Raw genomic sequence first — 16,503 nt, 5'->3', positions numbered from 1 at the left:
GGCACAACTCAGCAGGAGCACGACATAGAGGAACAACACGTCGAATCGCTTCTTCTACGCTCGTGGCGCGCCGGGGCGCGGGCCGGTCGGGTGGGTGGAGTGGTCCGCCGTCGAGGACGAGGACGGAGCCGACGACGAGGAAGGGGCCGAAGGGGACGAAGGGGCCGAAGGGGCCGGCGAACCGGTGGGGACGGCGTCCCGGGCGGAGCGGCGGTCGCGGGCGACCAGGGCCTGGCGGACGAGTTCCAGGCCGCGGGTGACCGAGCCCGCCTCGTCGTGGTTGACGGGGTAGAGCACGGTGCGCCGGTCGCCGCCCGCCAGCCGTTCGGCGAGCCCGGCCAGTGCCCGCAGCGGGCGGACCACCACGATGTGCAGCCAGGCCAGGCAGGCGACGCCCACGCTGAGGCCGAGCAGCCCGGCCAGCATGGTGTTCCACTGCACCTGGAACGCGGTCAGCTTCAGCGAGGCGGCCGGCTTCGAGGAGACCACCCGCCAGCTCAGGCCCGCCGCCGGGCCCGTGGTGGCCAGCGGCGCGGCGGCGGCCACCGCGGAGTCACCGGTGGGCGCCGGGCCCTTGTCGAGCACGGCGGAGGTCGCCGAGCCCGCGGTGCCGACCGCCGCCTGGGTGCCGGCGGCGAGCCGGTCGAGGCGGGAGTCGGGCAGCGCCTGGAAGGCGGTGAAGCCCACGTTGGCGGCGAGCACCTTGTAGCGCTGGTCGGTGAGCCAGACGCTGCCCAGGGCGGGCCGCGACAGGGTGCCGTCGAGCGCGTGCACGTCGATCTCGCCGAAGAGCACGACCGGGGCGCGGTCGCCGCCGGGCGCGTTCTTCGCCGCCGGGATCTGCGCGTAGGCGGCGATGGACGGGATACGGCCCGAGGTGTTCACCGTGGTGATGCCGCTGCCGGTCGGGGTGTGCACGATGGTGCGCAGCGGCGTCTGGCCGACCCGCTGGACGATCGCGCCCGCGCTGTCGATGACGTACAGCGAGCGGTACTGGCTGTGCTGGGAGAGCGCGTGCCGCAGGACGGTCGCGTCCGCGTCGCCGTCCCGGCCCGACAACTGCCGGGCCACCGAGGCCAGGTCCGTGTAGCGCTGGTCCAGCGAGTCGCGCACCCGGTCGGCCGCGGCCTCGGTGCGGGCCTGCTGGTCGGCGATCACGTCGGCCGGGATCGCGGTGCGCGGGTCGGCGCGGTTGACGAGGAACAGCAGCGGCAGCGACCAGGCGGCGACCAGCACCACGCACAGCACGACGACCGCGCGGGTGGCGGGGCCGCGGCGGGCGGCGGGCGGTCGCGGCTCGGCCTCGCCCAGCAGCTGGCGGCGCAGCGACTCCAGCGCGCCGCCGATCCGGGCCGGTTCGCCGAACGCGGGCACCGGCACCGGCCGCAGCAGTTCGTCGCCGGTGGCCTCCGGGTCGTCGCTGACGCCCCGGCCGAGCCGTGCGGCGGACAGGTGCAGCCGCAGCAGCGGCCGCTGCATGGTGACCGTCAGCACCCCGGTGACCAGCAGCGCGATCAACACCAGCGTGCCGGCGGCGATCAGTCCCGAGCCGGTGTGGTCGGCCCCGGCCGGGGTGAGCGGCACCGGGCGGGCGGTCAGCACGGTCAGGCCCAGCTGCGCGGTGTCGCCCTTGCCGCCGGCCGGCGCGACCGAGGCCCAGCCCGCGACCGTGCGGGAGGAGCCCTGGGTGGCGCCCAGCATGCTGCCGAACGCCTCGGAGGCGTGCGGGGCGGCGTTGGCCGCGTTGGCGGCGGCCTCCGGCAGCGCGCGGTCGGCGTCGGGCAGGTCGGTGGCGGAGGTGTCGGTCGCGAAGCCCGCGGGGGCGGTGGTGGTCTGCGCGGCGGCGGTGCCCATCAGCACCTGGCCGTCGCGGTCGACCAGCCGCACGGTGCGCCCGTCGCCGTGCACCGGGGGAGCGCTGACCGGGCCGGAGACGACCAGCAGCCAGTGGTGCGGGTTCTTCGCCGCGCTCTGCCCGGTGGTGTCCTGGCCCTGGTCCTGGTTGCCCGGGTCGTTGAGCGCGCCGGCGGGCAGCGTGACGCGCGCGAAGTACAGCAGGCGGGGCGTGGCGCCGCCGGAGACCAGGCGGGGCGCGATCGGGCCGCCGGCGCTCTGCTCGTCCTGCGCCACCACGTCGACGCCGGTCAGCGGCACCGCCTCACCGGTGGACGCCAGCCGGGTGCCGTCGCGCGGGTCGAGCAGCGCGGCGCCGGGCTCCGACTTGCCGACGGTCACCAGGGACTTCAGGGCGGCGGCCGGAGTGGTGCGGGAGGTCACGGCGTAGGCGTCGGCCGCGTCCCGTACCTGCTGGGCCTGCGCGTCGACGGCCGAGCGCACCGAGTCCGCGGCGTCGGCGGCGACCTGCGCCTCGGCGTCCCGGGACGCCTGCTGGACGGCCTGGCCGTGGCCGAGTCCGAGGGTCAGGGCGGTGATGGCGGCGACGGCCAGCAGGAGCGCCAACAGGGCCGCGATGGGCGGCCGGACGCCGCCCAGCAGAGGCATGTCGGCGCGGCGGCGGGTGCGGTGGCGGCGGGCCGCGCGGTCAGCCGGTTGCAGGACGGGATCCTCTCGCTCAGGTGACGACGCGGCAGATGCGGTCAACGGCTACACACGATACGTCCGAGTCGATCACATAATGATCACATAATTATCCCGATGAGTGTTGGCCATAGAACAAGCGGACAGTAAAGGTAGCTTGCGTGAGTGAACTTACCCTCGGTCACAAACGTCTTAGGGGGTCTCGAAAGGCGATTACGCGTCAGTCCCGTTAGCATCCAAAGGCGTACGGAAGCATCCGAAACGGGCCTGCCGACAAACCCGGTCGAAAGGGCCCGACGAGAGGGAGACCGCCGTGCCCGGCACCGACCTCGCCGCCCTGGCCGCCGACGCCTACATCTACGGCTTTCCGCTGGTCTACGACCTGTCGGTGGTCGAGCGTTCCACCACCGCCGGCATGGGCCCGCTGCCACCCGCTCCGTTCAACACCTTCGCCCACTCCACCCGGTTCGCCGATCCTGGCGCGAAGTTCGTCTCCGTGAGCAACGACACTCTCCACTCCGTCGCCCAGCTCGACCTGTCCGCCGGGCCGCTGCTGCTGCGCGTCCCCGACACCGGCGGGCGGTACCACGTCCTGCAGTTCGTCGACGCCTGGAGCAACACCTTCGCCTACGTCGGCCGCCGCGCCACCGGGACCGCCGCCGCCACCTGGCTGATCGAGCCGCCCGGCTGGAGCGGACACACCTTCAGCGGCGTGCCGGTCATCTCCTCGCCGACCGCCGTCGCCACCATCGTCGGCCGCTTCGCCTGCGCCGGTCCCGACGACCCCGGGCACTCCGAGGACGTCAGCCGGGTCGCCGGACTCCAGGAACGGCTGACGCTGCGTCCGCTGGAGCCGGACGGCACCGCCCCCTCCGGCCTGCCGCTCCCCGACCCCGAGGTCTCCGGGCCCTTGCGCTTCTTCGAGCGACTGCGGGTCTGGATGGCCGCGTTCCCGCCCGCCGCGCCCGAGGTGGCGTACCAGGAGGCGTTCCTGCCGCTCGGGCTGCTGACCACCACCGGCCCGTCCCCGTACCGCGATCCCGAACCGGAACTGCTGCGCGCGCTGGAGAAGGGCGCCGCGGCCGGCAAGGAGCGCATCGAGGCGGCCAGCGGCCCCGGCCACGGCGTGCAGGGCCACGGCGACCCGGCCTACGACGAACTGGACTACGAGGACGCCGACGACTACCCGGACCCGGGCGCCCGGGCGGCGTTCACGGTGCCGGGCGACGGACCGGGAGCGGGCGGCGCGGGCGCCGTCGGGACGGAGACCGCGGCGGTGACGGGCGATCCGGAGGGCGTGGCCGCCGGGGTCGCGGCCGTGGTGGACGCGGCACGGGCCGCCGTACGCGGCTGGGAGATGACCCTCCACCTGTCCGACTACAACCTGGACCACTTCGGCCCCGGCACGATCGACTCGCCGCTGTGGCGCATCCCCGACCGGGCCGCCGCCCACCTCACCCGCGCGGTCGCCGCCCGCACCGCGCTGTGGGGCAACCACGCCTACGAGGCCGCCCACGCCCACACCTTCACCGACGCCACCGGCGCCCGGCTCACCGGCGAGCGCGCCTACGTGCTGCGGTTCGACAGCCCGCCGCCGGTCAAGGCGTTCTGGTCGGTGACGATGTACGACGCGGAGGAGTACCTGCTGGTGTCCAACCCGATCGGGCGGTACGCGATCGGCGACCGCACGCCGGGACTGCGCTACGGGGACGACGGGTCGCTCACGATCTCGCTGCGGCACGACGCACCGGACGACCCCGCCGAGCGGGCGAACTGGCTGCCCACGCCCGCGGGGCCGTTCCGCCCGGTGCTGCGCCTGTACGAGCCGTGCGACGAGGTGCTGGACGACACCTGGCGCCCGCCGCCCATCGTGCCGGTGACGTGAGCGGCATCCGTCATACGCCGTGTGAGCAGTAAGCGGCGGGCGGGGGCGTCACGCGTCAGAGGTCGGGCGGGACGCGTCAGGGCATCGGCTGCTCGTTCTTGACCGGGCCGGGCTCGGTGGTGCGGCCGGGGGCGGCGCCGGGGTGCTCCAGGGCGTCACGGCGCTCCGCGGTGCCCTCCCGCGCGGTGCGGTCGTCGGCGGACGGCTGGGCGGGCTCCTTGCCCTCCTCGCGCAGCGCCTTCGTCTCGGACTTCAGGATGCGCAGCGACTTGCCGAGACCGCGGGCGGCGTCGGGCAGCTTCTTGTAGCCGAAGAGCAACACGAACACCACTACGACCAGGATGACGTGCCACGGTTCGAGCCCGTTCCTGAACATTGCGCAGCCTCGCTCTCACCAGAGGTGATCTTGCTCTTCCGTTTGATGGCTCTGCCTCGGAGTATCACCCGTTCGGGGCTCGATCCGGAAGCGCTGGAGGGAAAACCCCCGGAAAACGTCGCCCGGCCACCAGAAGTGGGCACCCGTCCGGGTGAACGCCGTCACACCCGGGGAACCCTTCCCCCAGGGCGGGGCGTTCCCCTCACACAACCGACGTTTCGGAGGCACGGCATGGCTGGTTTTCTGGACCGGGCGAAGGAAGCCGCTCAGCGGGGCCTGGACGTGGGCAAGGAGAAGGTGGAGGAGGTCCAGAACGCCAGGACCGGCCAGGACCTCCTGCGCAAGCTGGGCGCCGCCTACTACGCCGAGCAGCGCGGCTCCGGCGGCCACGAGGCGGTGGCCAGCGCCCTGACCGCCCTGGAGAGCCACATCAGCGCCCACGGCGACGCGTTCCTGCACGGCGGCCCGCAGACCTGGGGGAGCGGCACGGGCGGCGGCACGGGAGCCTGACCGCCCGCGGCCTGAGGGGGCTCGGGGGCCCGGGGCTCGCGGGCCCCATGGCCCCATGGCCCCGCGGCCTCAGACCGTCACGACGAGCCGTTGGCCGGGGCGCGGCGGGCGCGGCGGATCTCCAGCGCCACGGGGATCAGCGAGACCACGACGACCAGCGCCACGATCGGCAGCAGGTAGTGGTCGATGTTGGGGATGGTCGACCCCAGCACGTGTCCGGCCACGGTCACGCCCAGGCTCCACAGCAGCCCGCCGAGCACCTGCCAGCCGGTGAAGGTCCGCACCGGCACGCCGAGCACCCCGGCCATCGGGTTGAGCACCGTGCGCACCAGCGGGATGAACCGGGCCAGCACGACCGCCTTGCCGTACCCGTATCGCTCCAGCATCTCCGCGGAGCGCTCGACCGCCTGGTGCAGCTTCGGGTTCTTGTACTTCGCCAGCAGCGCCGGGCCGCCGCGGCGCCCGATGACGTAGCCGGTCTGGGCGCCCAGCAGCGCCCCGCAGCCCGCCGCCACCAGCACCCACGCCAGCGACAGGTGGATCACCGCGGTCGCGCTGGTGGTGGTGAACAGACCCGCGGTGAACAGCAGCGAGTCGCCGGGCAGGAAGCAGCCCACCAGCAGCCCCGTCTCGGCGAAGAGCACCACGAAGATGCCGAAGGTGCCGAAGGACGACAGCAGTGAGGTGGGGTCCAGCAGGTTGACGGCGAGCTGCGACCCGTGGGTCATGGCGTACATGTGCGTCCCTCTACGGCGGATGGGTGACGACGGCCTGGCCTCGGCCGGGCGCGGGCCCGGGATGTCTACGGGAGTGTAGACGTACGGGTCGTCCCGCCCGTCGTACCACGGCCTCGGCCGGTCCCCGCCTCAAGGCCCTTCGATCGTCCCATGGCCGAGGCGGCCCAGCAGGTCGCGCAGCAGCCGCTCGTCGTCGCGGGTGAGGCCGGAGACGAAGTGCGCCAGCACGCCGTCGCGGTCCCCGCCCTTGGCCAGCTCCGAGTGCATCCGGCGGGCCGCGAGCGCGGCCTCGTCCTCCACCACCGGGGTGTACGCGTAGGCCCGCCCGGCGCGGCTCCTGGCGACGGTGCCCTTTTCGTGCAGCCTGGCCAGGATCGTCGCGACCGTCGTGCGGGCCAGCGCCCCGTCCAGCCTGCGCTGCACCTGCGGCGGGGTCAGCGGGGTGTGCGCGGCCCACAGCGCCGCGAGGACGGCGGACTCCAGCTCACCGGCCGGGCGGCGTCCGGTGTCCGTCACGGGAAGCGCCCCCTCCGGCGTCGTCTACAGTTGGCTGACAGTCTACGAGTCTGTAGACGGAACGACACGCACGCGTAACCTTCGGCACGGCCGCACGCCGCGCGTGTCCGCCCGTTCCGTACGCCGGACCCAGCGCCCGTCGCCGTCGATTACCGGAGGAAGTCAGCCCGTGCTCGCACCGTCCGTCGCCGCCGATGTGGTCCACAGCGCTCCCGGGGTCCGTGACCTCGCCTTCGACGGGGCCACGATCGACGGTGGCCTGCTGACGACCATCACCGGCTGGGCGCACAGCGCTCCGCCGTGGTTCGACGACCTCGTCAAGTACTGGTCGGCGTACGGGATCGTGATCTTCGCGGTCTACCTGGGGATCGCGTGGTGGTCGGCGCGGCAGCACACGCCGCTGACGATGGCGCGGGTGCTGGTGACGCCGGTGACGGTGGTGCTGGTCTATGTCGTCAACGACCTGATCAAGTCGGTGGTGCAGGAGGTACGGCCGTGCCGGCAGCTTCCGCACCTGTACCACCTGGAGGCGTGCCAGGCGCCCACCGACTGGGCGTTCCCCAGCAACCACACCGTCGTCGCCTTCTCCGCGGCGACCGCGTTCGTCATCATCGACCGCAGGCTGGGGTACGTGGCCGTGCTGACCGCGATCGCCATGGGCGCGTCCCGGATGTGGGTCGGGGCGCACTACCCGCACGACGTGGCGGCCGGTGTCGTGGTCGGCGTCGCACTCGCGATCCCGCTCACGCTGGCCGGCGGCCGCTTCGGCGAGGCAGCGGTGGAACGGGCCCGCCTGGGCCGCCTCAAGCCCGTCCTGACCGGCCCCCAGGGCCGCCGCAGGGCCCGAGTGAACGCGTAAGCGCCCCGAAGGGGCGCGGGAACCGGCGCCTGTCCGACCGCGCGAGCTTCATAAGGGGCGCGGGGAGCGGTGCCTTTCTGACCGCGTGAGCTGGAAAAGGGGCGCGGGGAACTGCGCGCTCGGCCCCCACCGGCCGGTGGTCGGGGGACGACCGTAGTTCCCACGGCGGGTGGCCGTCTGCTGCTCCGTCGTGGCTGGTCGCGCAGTTCCCCGCGCCCCTGACGGGGCGTCTGTGGCCGTCACCGGCCGGTGGTCGGTGGACGACCGTGGGCCGGTGGGTGGCCGTCTCCCCGCGCCCCTGACGGGGACCTCACAGCTCCAGCGTCACCCCGTACTGCCTCAACCAACCGTCCAGCGCCAGGACGACCTCCGTCGCGGAGCGGGCGCCCTCGCCCTCCGTCGCGACCGCCGCGCGCGCGGCGGTCGCGTTGAGCAGGGGCCGGACCGGCGCGTCCCGGTCCGCCAGCAGGCCGTCCAGCTCGCCGCGGAGCGCCTCCGTGTAACGGGGGTCCTGCGTGCTGGGATACGGGCTCTTGACCCGCTGGGCGACCGACTCCGGCAGGACGTCCCGCGCCGCCGCCCGCAGCAGCGACTTCTCGCGGCCGTCGAACGTCTTCATGGCCCAGGGGGTGTTGAAGACGTACTGGACCAGCCGGTGATCGCAGAACGGCACGCGGACCTCCAGCCCGACCGCCATGCTGGTGCGGTCCTTGCGATCGAGCAGCACCTGCACGAAGCGCGTCAGGTGCAGGTAGCAGACCTCCCGCATCCGCCGCTCGAGACCGGTGTCGCCGTCCCGGTACGGCACCTCCGCCAGCGCCTCGCGGTAGCGGGCGTCGCGGTAGCCGGGCAGATCGATCTTGGCCAGCAGTCCGGCGTCCAGCAGGCTCTCGCGGGTGCCGGCCCCCGTACCGGCGAAGCTGTCGATGCCCATCGAGGTCAGCCAGGGGAAGGTGTCGGCCTCGACCGCCTCCCGGTCGTGGAACCACCGGTAGCCGCCGAAGACCTCGTCCGCCGACTCACCCGAGAGCGCCACCGTCGACTGCGCCCGGATCTCCTTGAACAGCAGGTACAGCGACGTGTCGCCCTCGCCGAGGCCGACCGGCAGGTCCCGCGCGGTCAGTACGGCGTCCCGGTGGCGCCGGTCCATCAGCGTCGCGGTGTCCAGCACGATGTCCCGGTGGTCGGAGCCCACGTGCTCGGCGAGCGCGTGGGCGTACGGCCCGTCGGGCGTGGAGCGCAGGGCGTCGGCCTTGAAGTTCTCGGTCTGGCCGACGAAGTCCACCGAGAAGGAGCGCACCGGCCCGGTGCCCGCCGCGTCCAGCCCGCGCCCGGCCAGCGCGGTGATGACGGAGGAGTCCAGGCCGCCGGAGAGCAGGGTGCACAGGGGCACGTCGGCGATCAGCTGACGGGCCACGATGTCGTCGAGCAGCCCGCGTACGGTGGCGATCGTGGTGTCGAGGTCGTCGGTGTGGTCGGCGGCCTCCAGCGCCCAGTAGCGGCGCACCGTCAGGCCCTCGCGCCTGACCCGCACGAGGTGGCCGGGCCGGACCTCCTTCATGCCCTTGTAGACGGCGTGCTCGGGCGTCTTGACGAAGGCGACCAGCTCGGCGAGGCCTTCCGCGTCGACGACCGGGCGCACCGAGGGGTGGGCGAGGATCGCCTTGGGCTCGGAACCGAACAGCACGCCGTCGGGCGTCGGGTGGTAGAAGAGCGGCTTGATGCCCATCCGGTCGCGCACCAGCAGCAGTTGCTCCTCGCGCGGGTCCCACAGCGCGAAGGCGTACATGCCGTTGAGGCGTTCGGTGAAGTCCTCGCCCCACTCCAGGTAGGCGTGCAGGGCCACCTCGGTGTCGCTGCTGGTACGGAAGGCGTGGCCGCGGGAGATCAGTTCGTCACGTAGTTCGCGGTAGTTGTAGATCTCGCCGCTGTAGGTGGTGACCAGCAGGGTGCGGCCGTCGTGCTCGACGGCCATCGGCTGCTTGCCGCCCTCGATGTCGATCACCGCGAGCCTGCGGTGCCCGAGGGCCGCGTGGGTGTCCAGCCAGACACCGGACGCGTCCGGGCCCCGGCAGGCCATCGTCTGCATCATCGCGTCCAGCGTCGCGCGGTGCTGGGTGAGGTCCGTGTCGTAGGAGATCCATCCGGTGATGCCGCACATGGCGGTAGCGCCTCCTCCGGTCGGGTTCGCCCCGGCAGGCCGGGACGTGCGGGTGCCCCCGTTCGGATACGTTCCGTCACGTGTTCGTCACACGGACGGAACGAGCCGGGGATGACGGTACGCCGGACTCGTTGTAGGGGCCATCTGTTGCCTTGGGCAACGTAGGGATCCGGCCACTCGTCCCGGCCGCGCGCCGTCCGCCCACTGGCCCATCCCGGCCACTCGGGCCCTTCCGGCCACCCCTGCCACCGGATGCGCGGCGACCGCCCACCCACCACGATGGAGGGCGACCCGATACCCTCGGACCCCGCATGCGCCGGGACCGCAGAACCGCTGCCAGGAGGCCCGCCGGTGGGGACCGATTCCTCGCTCCCGCTGAACGGCCCGTTGCTGCGCCGGCTGCTGGAGGGCACCACCGCCGGGATCGGCGTGCTCGACACCGAGCTGCGCTACCTGTACGTCAACCCCGCCCTGGCCCGCATGAACGGCGTGCCCGCCGAAGCCCACCTCGGACGGACCATCGGCGAGATCCTGCCCGCGCTGGACGCCCGCGAGGACGTGCTGCGCGAGGTGCTCGCCGACGGGCGGCCCCGCGAGACCACCTCCAGCGGCCACACCCGCGCCGCCTCCGGCCTGGACCGCCGCTACTGGCACGGCGCCTACCACCGGCTGGAGGAGGACGGCGCGGTCGTCGGCATCGTCGGCATCGTGCTGGAGGTCAGCGCCTCCCGCCAGGAACAGCACGACCTGGAACGCTCCCGGGCACGCCTCGCCCTGCTGGACACCGCCGTGACCCGGATCGGCACCACCCTCGACATCGACACCACCTGCGCCGAACTGGCCGATTTCCTGGTGCCCGACCTCGCCGACGCCGCCTCGGTGGAGATCCTGCCGCCGGACGCCACCACGGTCGTGGAGCATCCCGGGGGCATGCTGCGGCTGCGCAGGGCCGCGCTGGCCGCCCTGCCGACGCTGCGCGAGGCGGCCGAGCGGCTCGGCAGGCCCGGCAGCGACGTCCAGTACCAGCGGACCTCGCAGATCCGCCGCAGCCTGGAGACCGGGCAGGCGCGGATCCTCAACCTGCCCACCGACGCCCAGCTCGCCGTGGCGGCCCCGGACAGCGACCGGGTCGCCGCGTACCGGGCGATGGGCATGCACTCCGCCCTCGTCGTCCCGCTGACCGCGCGCGGCGAGACGGTCGGCACCGTCACCATGGTCCGGGTCGGCGACTCGCCCGCGTTCGGCAACGAGGACCTGATCATCGCCCAGGACCTCGCCGGACGGGCCGCCATCAGCCTCGACAACGCCCGCCGCTACACCCGCGAGCACGGCATCGCCCTGGAACTCCAGCGGGCCCTGCTGTCCGAGCCCACCCACCCGCACCCGGGCGTCGAGGTCGCCTCCCGCTACCTGCCGGCCGGACGCAGCGCGCTGGTCGGCGGCGACTGGTACGACACCATCCGGCTGCCGTTCGGGCGCACCCTGCTGGCGATGGGCGACGTCATGGGGCACGGGGTGGAGGCGGCGGTGGACATGAGCAACTACCGCTCCATGCTGCGCGTCGTCGGTGCCGCGGACCTGCCGCCGCACCGGGTGCTGCGGCAGCTCGACACCATGATCGCCGGATCCGGGGAGGGACGGCCCGCGACCTGCCTGCTCGCGCTGGCCGACCCCGCCCGCGGCAGGATCTCCTACTCCAGCGCCGGTCACCTGCCGCCCGCCGTCCTCGGCTCCGACGGCGACACCCGGCTGCTGACGGTGCCGCCGGGACCGCCGCTGGGCACCGGGGTCGGCGGCTACGAACTGGTCACCTCGGCCTGGCGGCCCGGCAGCGTGCTGCTGCTCTACACCGACGGGCTCGTCGAGCGGCGCGGGGAGGACATCGACGCCTCCCTGGCCCGCCTCGGCCGCCTCCGCCTCGACGTCGACGGCCCCCTGGACGCGCTCCTCGACACGGTCATCGACCGCCTGGTCACCACGGAGGCCCCCGACGACGTGGCGGTCCTGGCGGCCCGCGTCCGATCACGGAGGGGTTCTGTGACCACGTGAGCTGGAAAAAGGGGCGCGGGGAACTGCGCGCTCGGCCACGACGGGCCGGTGGCCGGGGGACGACCGTAGGCCCTACGGCGAGTGGCCACCCTCGGACCTAGACAAAGAGTTGCACCTCACGCGACGTGAGGCCGCACCGTGGTTCACGCCGCCAGAGCGGCAACGAGAAGCGAAACGAAACGACCCGGGGGAGCCATGGGTTACTCGGTGGGACAGGTCGCCGGATTCGCCGGCGTCACGGTGCGCACCCTGCACCACTACGACGCGATCGGACTGCTGTGTCCCAGCGGCCGTGCCGCCGGAGGCCACCGGCGCTACGACGACACGGACCTCGACCGGTTGCAGCGCGTGCTGTTCTACCGCGAACTCGGCTTCCCCCTCGACGAGATCGCGGCCCTGCTCGACGACCCCGACATCGACCCGATGGACCACCTGCGCCGACGGCACGAGGTGCTCACCGGGCGGATCGAGGCGTTGCGACGGATGGCCGAAGCGGTCGAACGAGCGATGGAGGCAAGGAAAATGGGCATCAACCTGACGCCTGAGGAGAAGTTCGAGGTCTTCGGCGACCACGACCCCGACGCGCACGAGCGGGAGGCGGCCGAGCGCTGGGGCGAGACGGACGCGTGGAAGGAGTCGCGGCGCAGGACCGCGTCGTTCACCAAGGAGGACTGGCTGCGCGTCAAGAACGAGGCGGACGCGATCAACGCGGAGTTCGTCGCGTTGCTGGACGCGGGAGCGGAGCCGGACGGCGAGGCCGCGACGGCCGTGGCCGAACACCACCGGCAGCACCTGCGCGCCAACTTCTACGACTGCTCGTACGCGATGCACTGCTCGCTGGCGGAGATGTACGTGGCGGACCCGCGCTTCACGGCGGCGTACGACGAGGCGCTGAGGCCTGGCCTGGCGGCCTACATCCGAAAGGCGATCCTGGCGAACGCGGCAGGAAGGACCGTCTGAGTCTGGATTCTGTGTCCGCGTGAGCCGGAAAAAGGGGCGCGGGGAACTGCGCGCTCAGCCACGACGGGTCGGTGGGCCCGGGGACGACCGTAGGCCCCCGGACGGTGGCTATGCGCAGGTTCGCTGTGGCTGGCCGCGCAGTTCCCCGCGCCCCTAGCGGGGCGCGGGCTGACGACCGCGTCAGTCCGTCAGGGGCGCGGGGAACTGCGCGACCAGCCCCCACCGGCCGGTGGTCCGGAGACGACCGTGGGCCCCACGGCGAGTGGCTCTCCGCGCCCCGGCAGGGCGACTCACGTCTCCCGGGTCACCACGACCGCCGTGCCGTAGGCGCAGACCTCCGTGCCGACGTCGGCCGCCTCCGTGACGTCGAACCGCATCATCAGGACCGCGTTGCCGCCACGCGCTCGCGCCTGCTCGATGAGCCGTTCCATCGCCTGGTTGCGGGTCTCCACCAGCGTCTTGGTCAGGCCCCGCAGCTCGCCGCCGATCATGGACTTCAGCCCCGCGCCGATCTGGCTGCCCAGGTGCCGGGAGCGGACGGTGAGGCCGAAGACCTCGCCGATCACCTTCTCCACCCGGTAGCCGGGCACGTCGTTCGTCGTCACGACCAGAATGTCGGACTGCGGGCCCTGCCCGCCGCCGTAGTCATCGATGCTCATGGGTAGAGCGTGCCCGCTGGGGCAGGGGTGACGCATCCCGAGGACGGCCCACCGGAACGGCGCGGCGATCACGTCCGTTCATACTTGTCAGGAGAGTCCCTCCACCGACTACCGACCGCAGCCCACGACCAGGAGCCCGCCACCGTGACGACCCTCGCCCTGGGCCCGGCGTGGCTCAGCCCCGACCAGCTCATCCAGACCTTCGGGCCGATCGGGATCATGGTCGTGGTCTTCGCCGAGTCGGGGCTGCTGATCGGCTTCTTCCTGCCGGGCGACTCGCTGCTGTTCACCGCGGGCATGCTGGTCGCGGGCGACAAGTACCTGCACACCCCGCTGTGGCTGCTGTGCGCGCTCATCGCGGTCGCCGCGGTCCTGGGCGACCAGGCCGGGTACCTGTTCGGCCGCAAGGTCGGGCCGACCCTGTTCAGCAGACCCGACTCGCGGCTGTTCAAGCAGGAGAACGTGGAGAAGGCGCACGCCTTCTTCGAGCACCACGGCCCCAAGTCGATCCTGCTGGCCCGCTTCGTGCCGATCGTGCGTACGTTCACCCCGATCGTCGCGGGCGTCAGCCGGATGAACTACCGCACGTTCTTCGTCTTCAACCTGATCGGCGGCACCGCCTGGGGCGCGGGCGTCACCGTGCTCGGCTACTTCCTGGGGCAGGTCGCCTTCGTGCGCGACCACATCGAGGGCATCTTCGTGGTCATCGTCCTGGTGTCGGTGGTGCCGATCGGCATCGAGTACCTCAGGGCCCGCCGCCACGCCCCCGCCGCTACGGCCTCCGCACCCACGACCGCCCCCGTCACGCCTGACGCCACGGCTCCCGGTGCCTCGCGCGCCGACGTGCCCGGGCCGCGCCGGGGGACCGCCGCACCGCAGCGCGGGCGTCACCGCGCCGTCAAGCGATGACGACGCCCGCGAGCCCCGGGAACCCCGGCAACGAGGACGGCAAGCCGGATTCGGACGAGGCGCACTCCGCGTTCACCCCGCCGCTCGGCGTCCCGCTGCCGCCCGCGCCGGAACCGGAGGGCTCGGCCTTCTCCCCGCCGTCGGGCACGACCCCGCCCCCGGCGTCCGGCACCGGCCCCGGGACGCCCTCGGGCAGCACGACCGGTTCGCACGCCTTCGCCGCCTTCACCCCGCCCGAGGGCATCCCCATGGTCCGGCTGGCCAGTGACGCGCCCTGGCAGGACCGGATGCGGGCGATGCTGAAGATGCCGGTCGCCGAGCGGCCCGCTCCGGAGGCCCTCGCCAAGGCCGAGGCGGAGGGCCCGGCCGTGCCCCGCGTGCTCGACCTGACGCTGCGTATCGGCGAACTGCTGCTGGCCGGGGGCGAGGGCGCCGAGGACGTCGAGGCGGCGATGTTCGCCGTCGGCCACGCCTACGGGCTCGACCGCGTCGAGCCGACGGTGACCTTCACCCTGCTGTCGGTCACCCACCAGCCGTCGCTGGTCGACGACCCCGTGACGGTCAGCCGCACGGTCCGCCGCCGCGGCACCGACTACACGCGTCTGGCGGCCGTCGTCCGGCTCATCGACGACATCAGCGCGCACGAGGTGACCCTGGAGGAGGCCTACCGCACCCTCGCCGAGATCCGCCGCAACCGGCACCCGTACCCGGGCTGGCTGCTGACCGCCGCCGCGGGCATCCTGGCGGGCGCCGCGAGCCAGCTGGTCGGCGGCGGGCCGACGGTCTTCGCCGCCGCCGCGATCGGCGCGATGCTCGGCGACCGGCTGGCCTGGCTGTGCGCGGGCCGCGGGCTGCCGGAGTTCTACCAGTTCGTGTCCGCCGCGATGCCCGCCGCGCTGATGGGCGTCCTGCTCAACCTCGGCGGCACCAACCTGCCCGGCGGCGGCCACCTCCAGGCCTCCGCCGTGATCACCGGTGGGCTGTACGCGCTGATCCCGGGCCGCGCGCTGGTCGCCGGCGTCCAGGACGGCCTGACCGGCTTCTACATCACCGCCTCCGCCCGCCTGCTGGAAGTGATGTACCTGATCGTCGGCATCGTCTTCGGCGTCACGATCGTGCTGTACGTGGGCGTGAAACTGCACGTCAGACTCAACCCGGAAGAAGCGCTGCGCACCTACGACAACCCCATCGTGCAGCTGGTCGCCGCGATGGTGCTGACGCTGGCGTTCGCCGTGATGCTCCAGTGCGAACGCGCCGTGCTGCCGGTCGTCACCCTCAACGGCGGCATCGCCTGGGTCGTCTACGGCACCCTCAGCCATCAGGCCAGGCTCTCCCCGATCGCGGCCACCGCGGTCGCCGCCGGGATGGTCGGCGTCTTCGGCCAGCTGCTCGCCCGCTACGAGCACGCCTCGGCCCTGCCCTACGTCACCGCCGCCATCGGCCCGTTGCTGCCGGGCAGCGCGACCTACTTCGGGCTGCTCGCCTTCACCCAGGGCCGCCAAGACCTCGGCGTCGCCTCACTGGCCAAGGCGGTCGCCCTGGCGCTGGCCATCGCCATCGGCGTCAACCTCGGCGGCGAGCTGCTGCGGATGATGGTCAAGGTCCCGATCGGCGGCCAGGCCCGCCGCGCGGCCAAGCGCACCCGCGGCTTCTGACCCGTACGAACGCGGTGAAGCGCCGCCGGGAACGCGAGGACCCCGGACCGCACGGTCCGGGGTCCTCGTCGTCACCTCGGGGCGTCACGCCACCGGGGCGCACGGCTCAGTGGCCGCCCGCCGCCTCCAGACGCTTTATGGACGCCTCCACCTCGGCCTCGGCCTCGGCGCGGCCCACCCAGTCGGCACCCTCGACCGACTTGCCCGGCTCCAGGTCCTTGTAGACCTCGAAGAAGTGCTGGATCTCCAGGCGGTCGAACTCGCTGACGTGGTGGATGTCCCGCAGGTGCTCCATGCGCGGGTCGGAGGCCGGGACGCACAGCAGCTTGTCGTCGCCGCCCGCCTCGTCGGTCATCCGGAACATGCCGATGGCGCGGCACTTGATCAGGCAGCCCGGGAACGTCGGCTCGTCCAGCAGGACCAGCGCGTCCAGCGGGTCGCCGTCCTCGCCCAGCGTGTTCTCCACGAAGCCGTAGTCGGCCGGGTAGCTGGTGGACGTGAAGAGCCTGCGGTCCAGGCGGATACGACCGGTCTCGTGGTCCACCTCGTACTTGTTGCGCGAACCCTTCGGGATCTCGATCGTGACGTCGAACTCCAAGACTCCTCCATCGACAGCGATGATCAGCACATACTTCGGGTGATTAAGTGTCCCTCACGCAGGTGTGTGCTGGCGAAAGGGGCTGGTCGGG

General features: G+C 72.9%; 14 protein-coding genes. 7 read left to right on the top strand and 7 right to left on the bottom strand.

Annotation, left to right across the window (positions count from 1 at the left end; all coding sequences use genetic code 11):
* Positions 1-54: 54 nt before the first annotated feature.
* Positions 55-2,601 carry a HAMP domain-containing protein gene (locus K7472_RS28560; RefSeq protein ID WP_252396385.1) on the bottom strand — a complete coding sequence of 849 codons (2,547 nt, stop codon included), beginning with the start codon at positions 2,599-2,601 and terminating at the stop codon, positions 55-57.
* A gap of 250 nt (positions 2,602-2,851) precedes the next feature.
* On the opposite strand from K7472_RS28560, the gene K7472_RS28555 reads away from it, so the two are divergent.
* Positions 2,852-4,423, top strand: a complete 1,572-nt coding sequence (locus K7472_RS28555) for a DUF1254 domain-containing protein (RefSeq protein ID WP_308014131.1) — start codon at positions 2,852-2,854, stop codon at positions 4,421-4,423.
* A 76-nt stretch (positions 4,424-4,499) separates the two neighbouring features.
* On the opposite strand, the gene tatA is transcribed toward K7472_RS28555, so the two are convergent.
* Complete coding sequence (gene tatA / locus K7472_RS28550; RefSeq protein WP_222981485.1) at positions 4,500-4,799, bottom strand: Sec-independent protein translocase subunit TatA; 300 nt, start codon at positions 4,797-4,799, stop codon at positions 4,500-4,502.
* 231 nt (positions 4,800-5,030) lie between these two features.
* Between tatA and K7472_RS28545 the strand changes: the two genes are divergently transcribed.
* Complete coding sequence (locus K7472_RS28545) at positions 5,031-5,309, top strand: hypothetical protein (RefSeq protein ID WP_222981483.1); 279 nt, start codon at positions 5,031-5,033, stop codon at positions 5,307-5,309.
* 77 nt (positions 5,310-5,386) lie between these two features.
* On the opposite strand, the gene K7472_RS28540 is transcribed toward K7472_RS28545, so the two are convergent.
* Both K7472_RS28540 and K7472_RS28535 read right to left on the bottom strand, forming a co-directional pair.
* Positions 5,387-6,046 carry a DedA family protein gene (locus tag K7472_RS28540; RefSeq protein ID WP_222981481.1) on the bottom strand — a complete coding sequence of 220 codons (660 nt, stop codon included), beginning with the start codon at positions 6,044-6,046 and terminating at the stop codon, positions 5,387-5,389.
* A 129-nt stretch (positions 6,047-6,175) separates the two neighbouring features.
* Positions 6,176-6,562, bottom strand: coding sequence for a BlaI/MecI/CopY family transcriptional regulator (locus K7472_RS28535; RefSeq protein ID WP_222981479.1), 387 nt, complete (start codon positions 6,560-6,562; stop codon positions 6,176-6,178).
* A gap of 169 nt (positions 6,563-6,731) precedes the next feature.
* On the opposite strand from K7472_RS28535, the gene K7472_RS28530 reads away from it, so the two are divergent.
* Positions 6,732-7,421: a phosphatase PAP2 family protein gene (locus K7472_RS28530; protein WP_222981477.1), complete on the top strand. Its 690-nt coding sequence runs from the start codon at positions 6,732-6,734 to the stop codon at positions 7,419-7,421.
* Positions 7,422-7,731: 310 nt separating this feature from the next.
* Here K7472_RS28530 and asnB read toward each other — a convergent pair whose 3' ends face one another.
* Entirely contained in the window at positions 7,732-9,582 is a 1,851-nt protein-coding gene (gene asnB / locus K7472_RS28525) for an asparagine synthase (glutamine-hydrolyzing) (RefSeq protein ID WP_222981475.1), read from the bottom strand.
* 351 nt (positions 9,583-9,933) lie between these two features.
* Here asnB and K7472_RS28520 point away from each other — a divergent pair, with 351 nt between their 5' ends.
* Together K7472_RS28520 and K7472_RS28515 are read left to right on the top strand one after the other, a co-directional pair.
* Positions 9,934-11,631 (top strand): SpoIIE family protein phosphatase, encoded by a 1,698-nt coding sequence (locus tag K7472_RS28520; RefSeq protein WP_308014130.1) that lies wholly within the window; start codon positions 9,934-9,936, stop codon positions 11,629-11,631.
* Positions 11,632-11,826: 195 nt separating this feature from the next.
* Positions 11,827-12,591: a MerR family transcriptional regulator gene (locus K7472_RS28515; RefSeq protein WP_222981472.1), complete on the top strand. Its 765-nt coding sequence runs from the start codon at positions 11,827-11,829 to the stop codon at positions 12,589-12,591.
* Between the two features lie 290 nt (positions 12,592-12,881).
* Here K7472_RS28515 and K7472_RS28510 read toward each other — a convergent pair whose 3' ends face one another.
* The gene (locus K7472_RS28510) at positions 12,882-13,250 is read right to left on the bottom strand and encodes a YbjQ family protein (RefSeq protein ID WP_222981469.1); all 369 of its coding nucleotides are present in this window, start codon (positions 13,248-13,250) and stop codon (positions 12,882-12,884) included.
* 144 nt (positions 13,251-13,394) lie between these two features.
* Between K7472_RS28510 and K7472_RS28505 the strand changes: the two genes are divergently transcribed.
* Together K7472_RS28505 and K7472_RS28500 are read left to right on the top strand one after the other, a co-directional pair.
* A complete protein-coding gene (locus K7472_RS28505; RefSeq protein WP_222981467.1) occupies positions 13,395-14,159 on the top strand; it encodes a DedA family protein in 765 nt (254 codons plus the stop codon).
* Complete coding sequence (locus K7472_RS28500; protein WP_222981465.1) at positions 14,156-15,814, top strand: threonine/serine exporter family protein; 1,659 nt, start codon at positions 14,156-14,158, stop codon at positions 15,812-15,814. Before K7472_RS28505 ends, K7472_RS28500 begins: the two co-directional genes overlap by 4 nt.
* Positions 15,815-15,920: 106 nt before the next feature.
* Here the strand turns inward: K7472_RS28500 and K7472_RS28495 are convergent, their stop codons facing one another.
* Positions 15,921-16,412, bottom strand: coding sequence for an inorganic diphosphatase (locus K7472_RS28495; RefSeq protein WP_109448776.1), 492 nt, complete (start codon positions 16,410-16,412; stop codon positions 15,921-15,923).
* Positions 16,413-16,503 lie beyond the last annotated feature (91 nt).

This window comes from Streptantibioticus parmotrematis, from assembly GCF_019890615.1.
GTDB classification, from domain to species: Bacteria; Actinomycetota; Actinomycetes; order Streptomycetales; family Streptomycetaceae; genus Streptantibioticus_D; species Streptantibioticus_D parmotrematis.
This window is presented reverse-complemented; position numbering and strand designations above follow the sequence as displayed.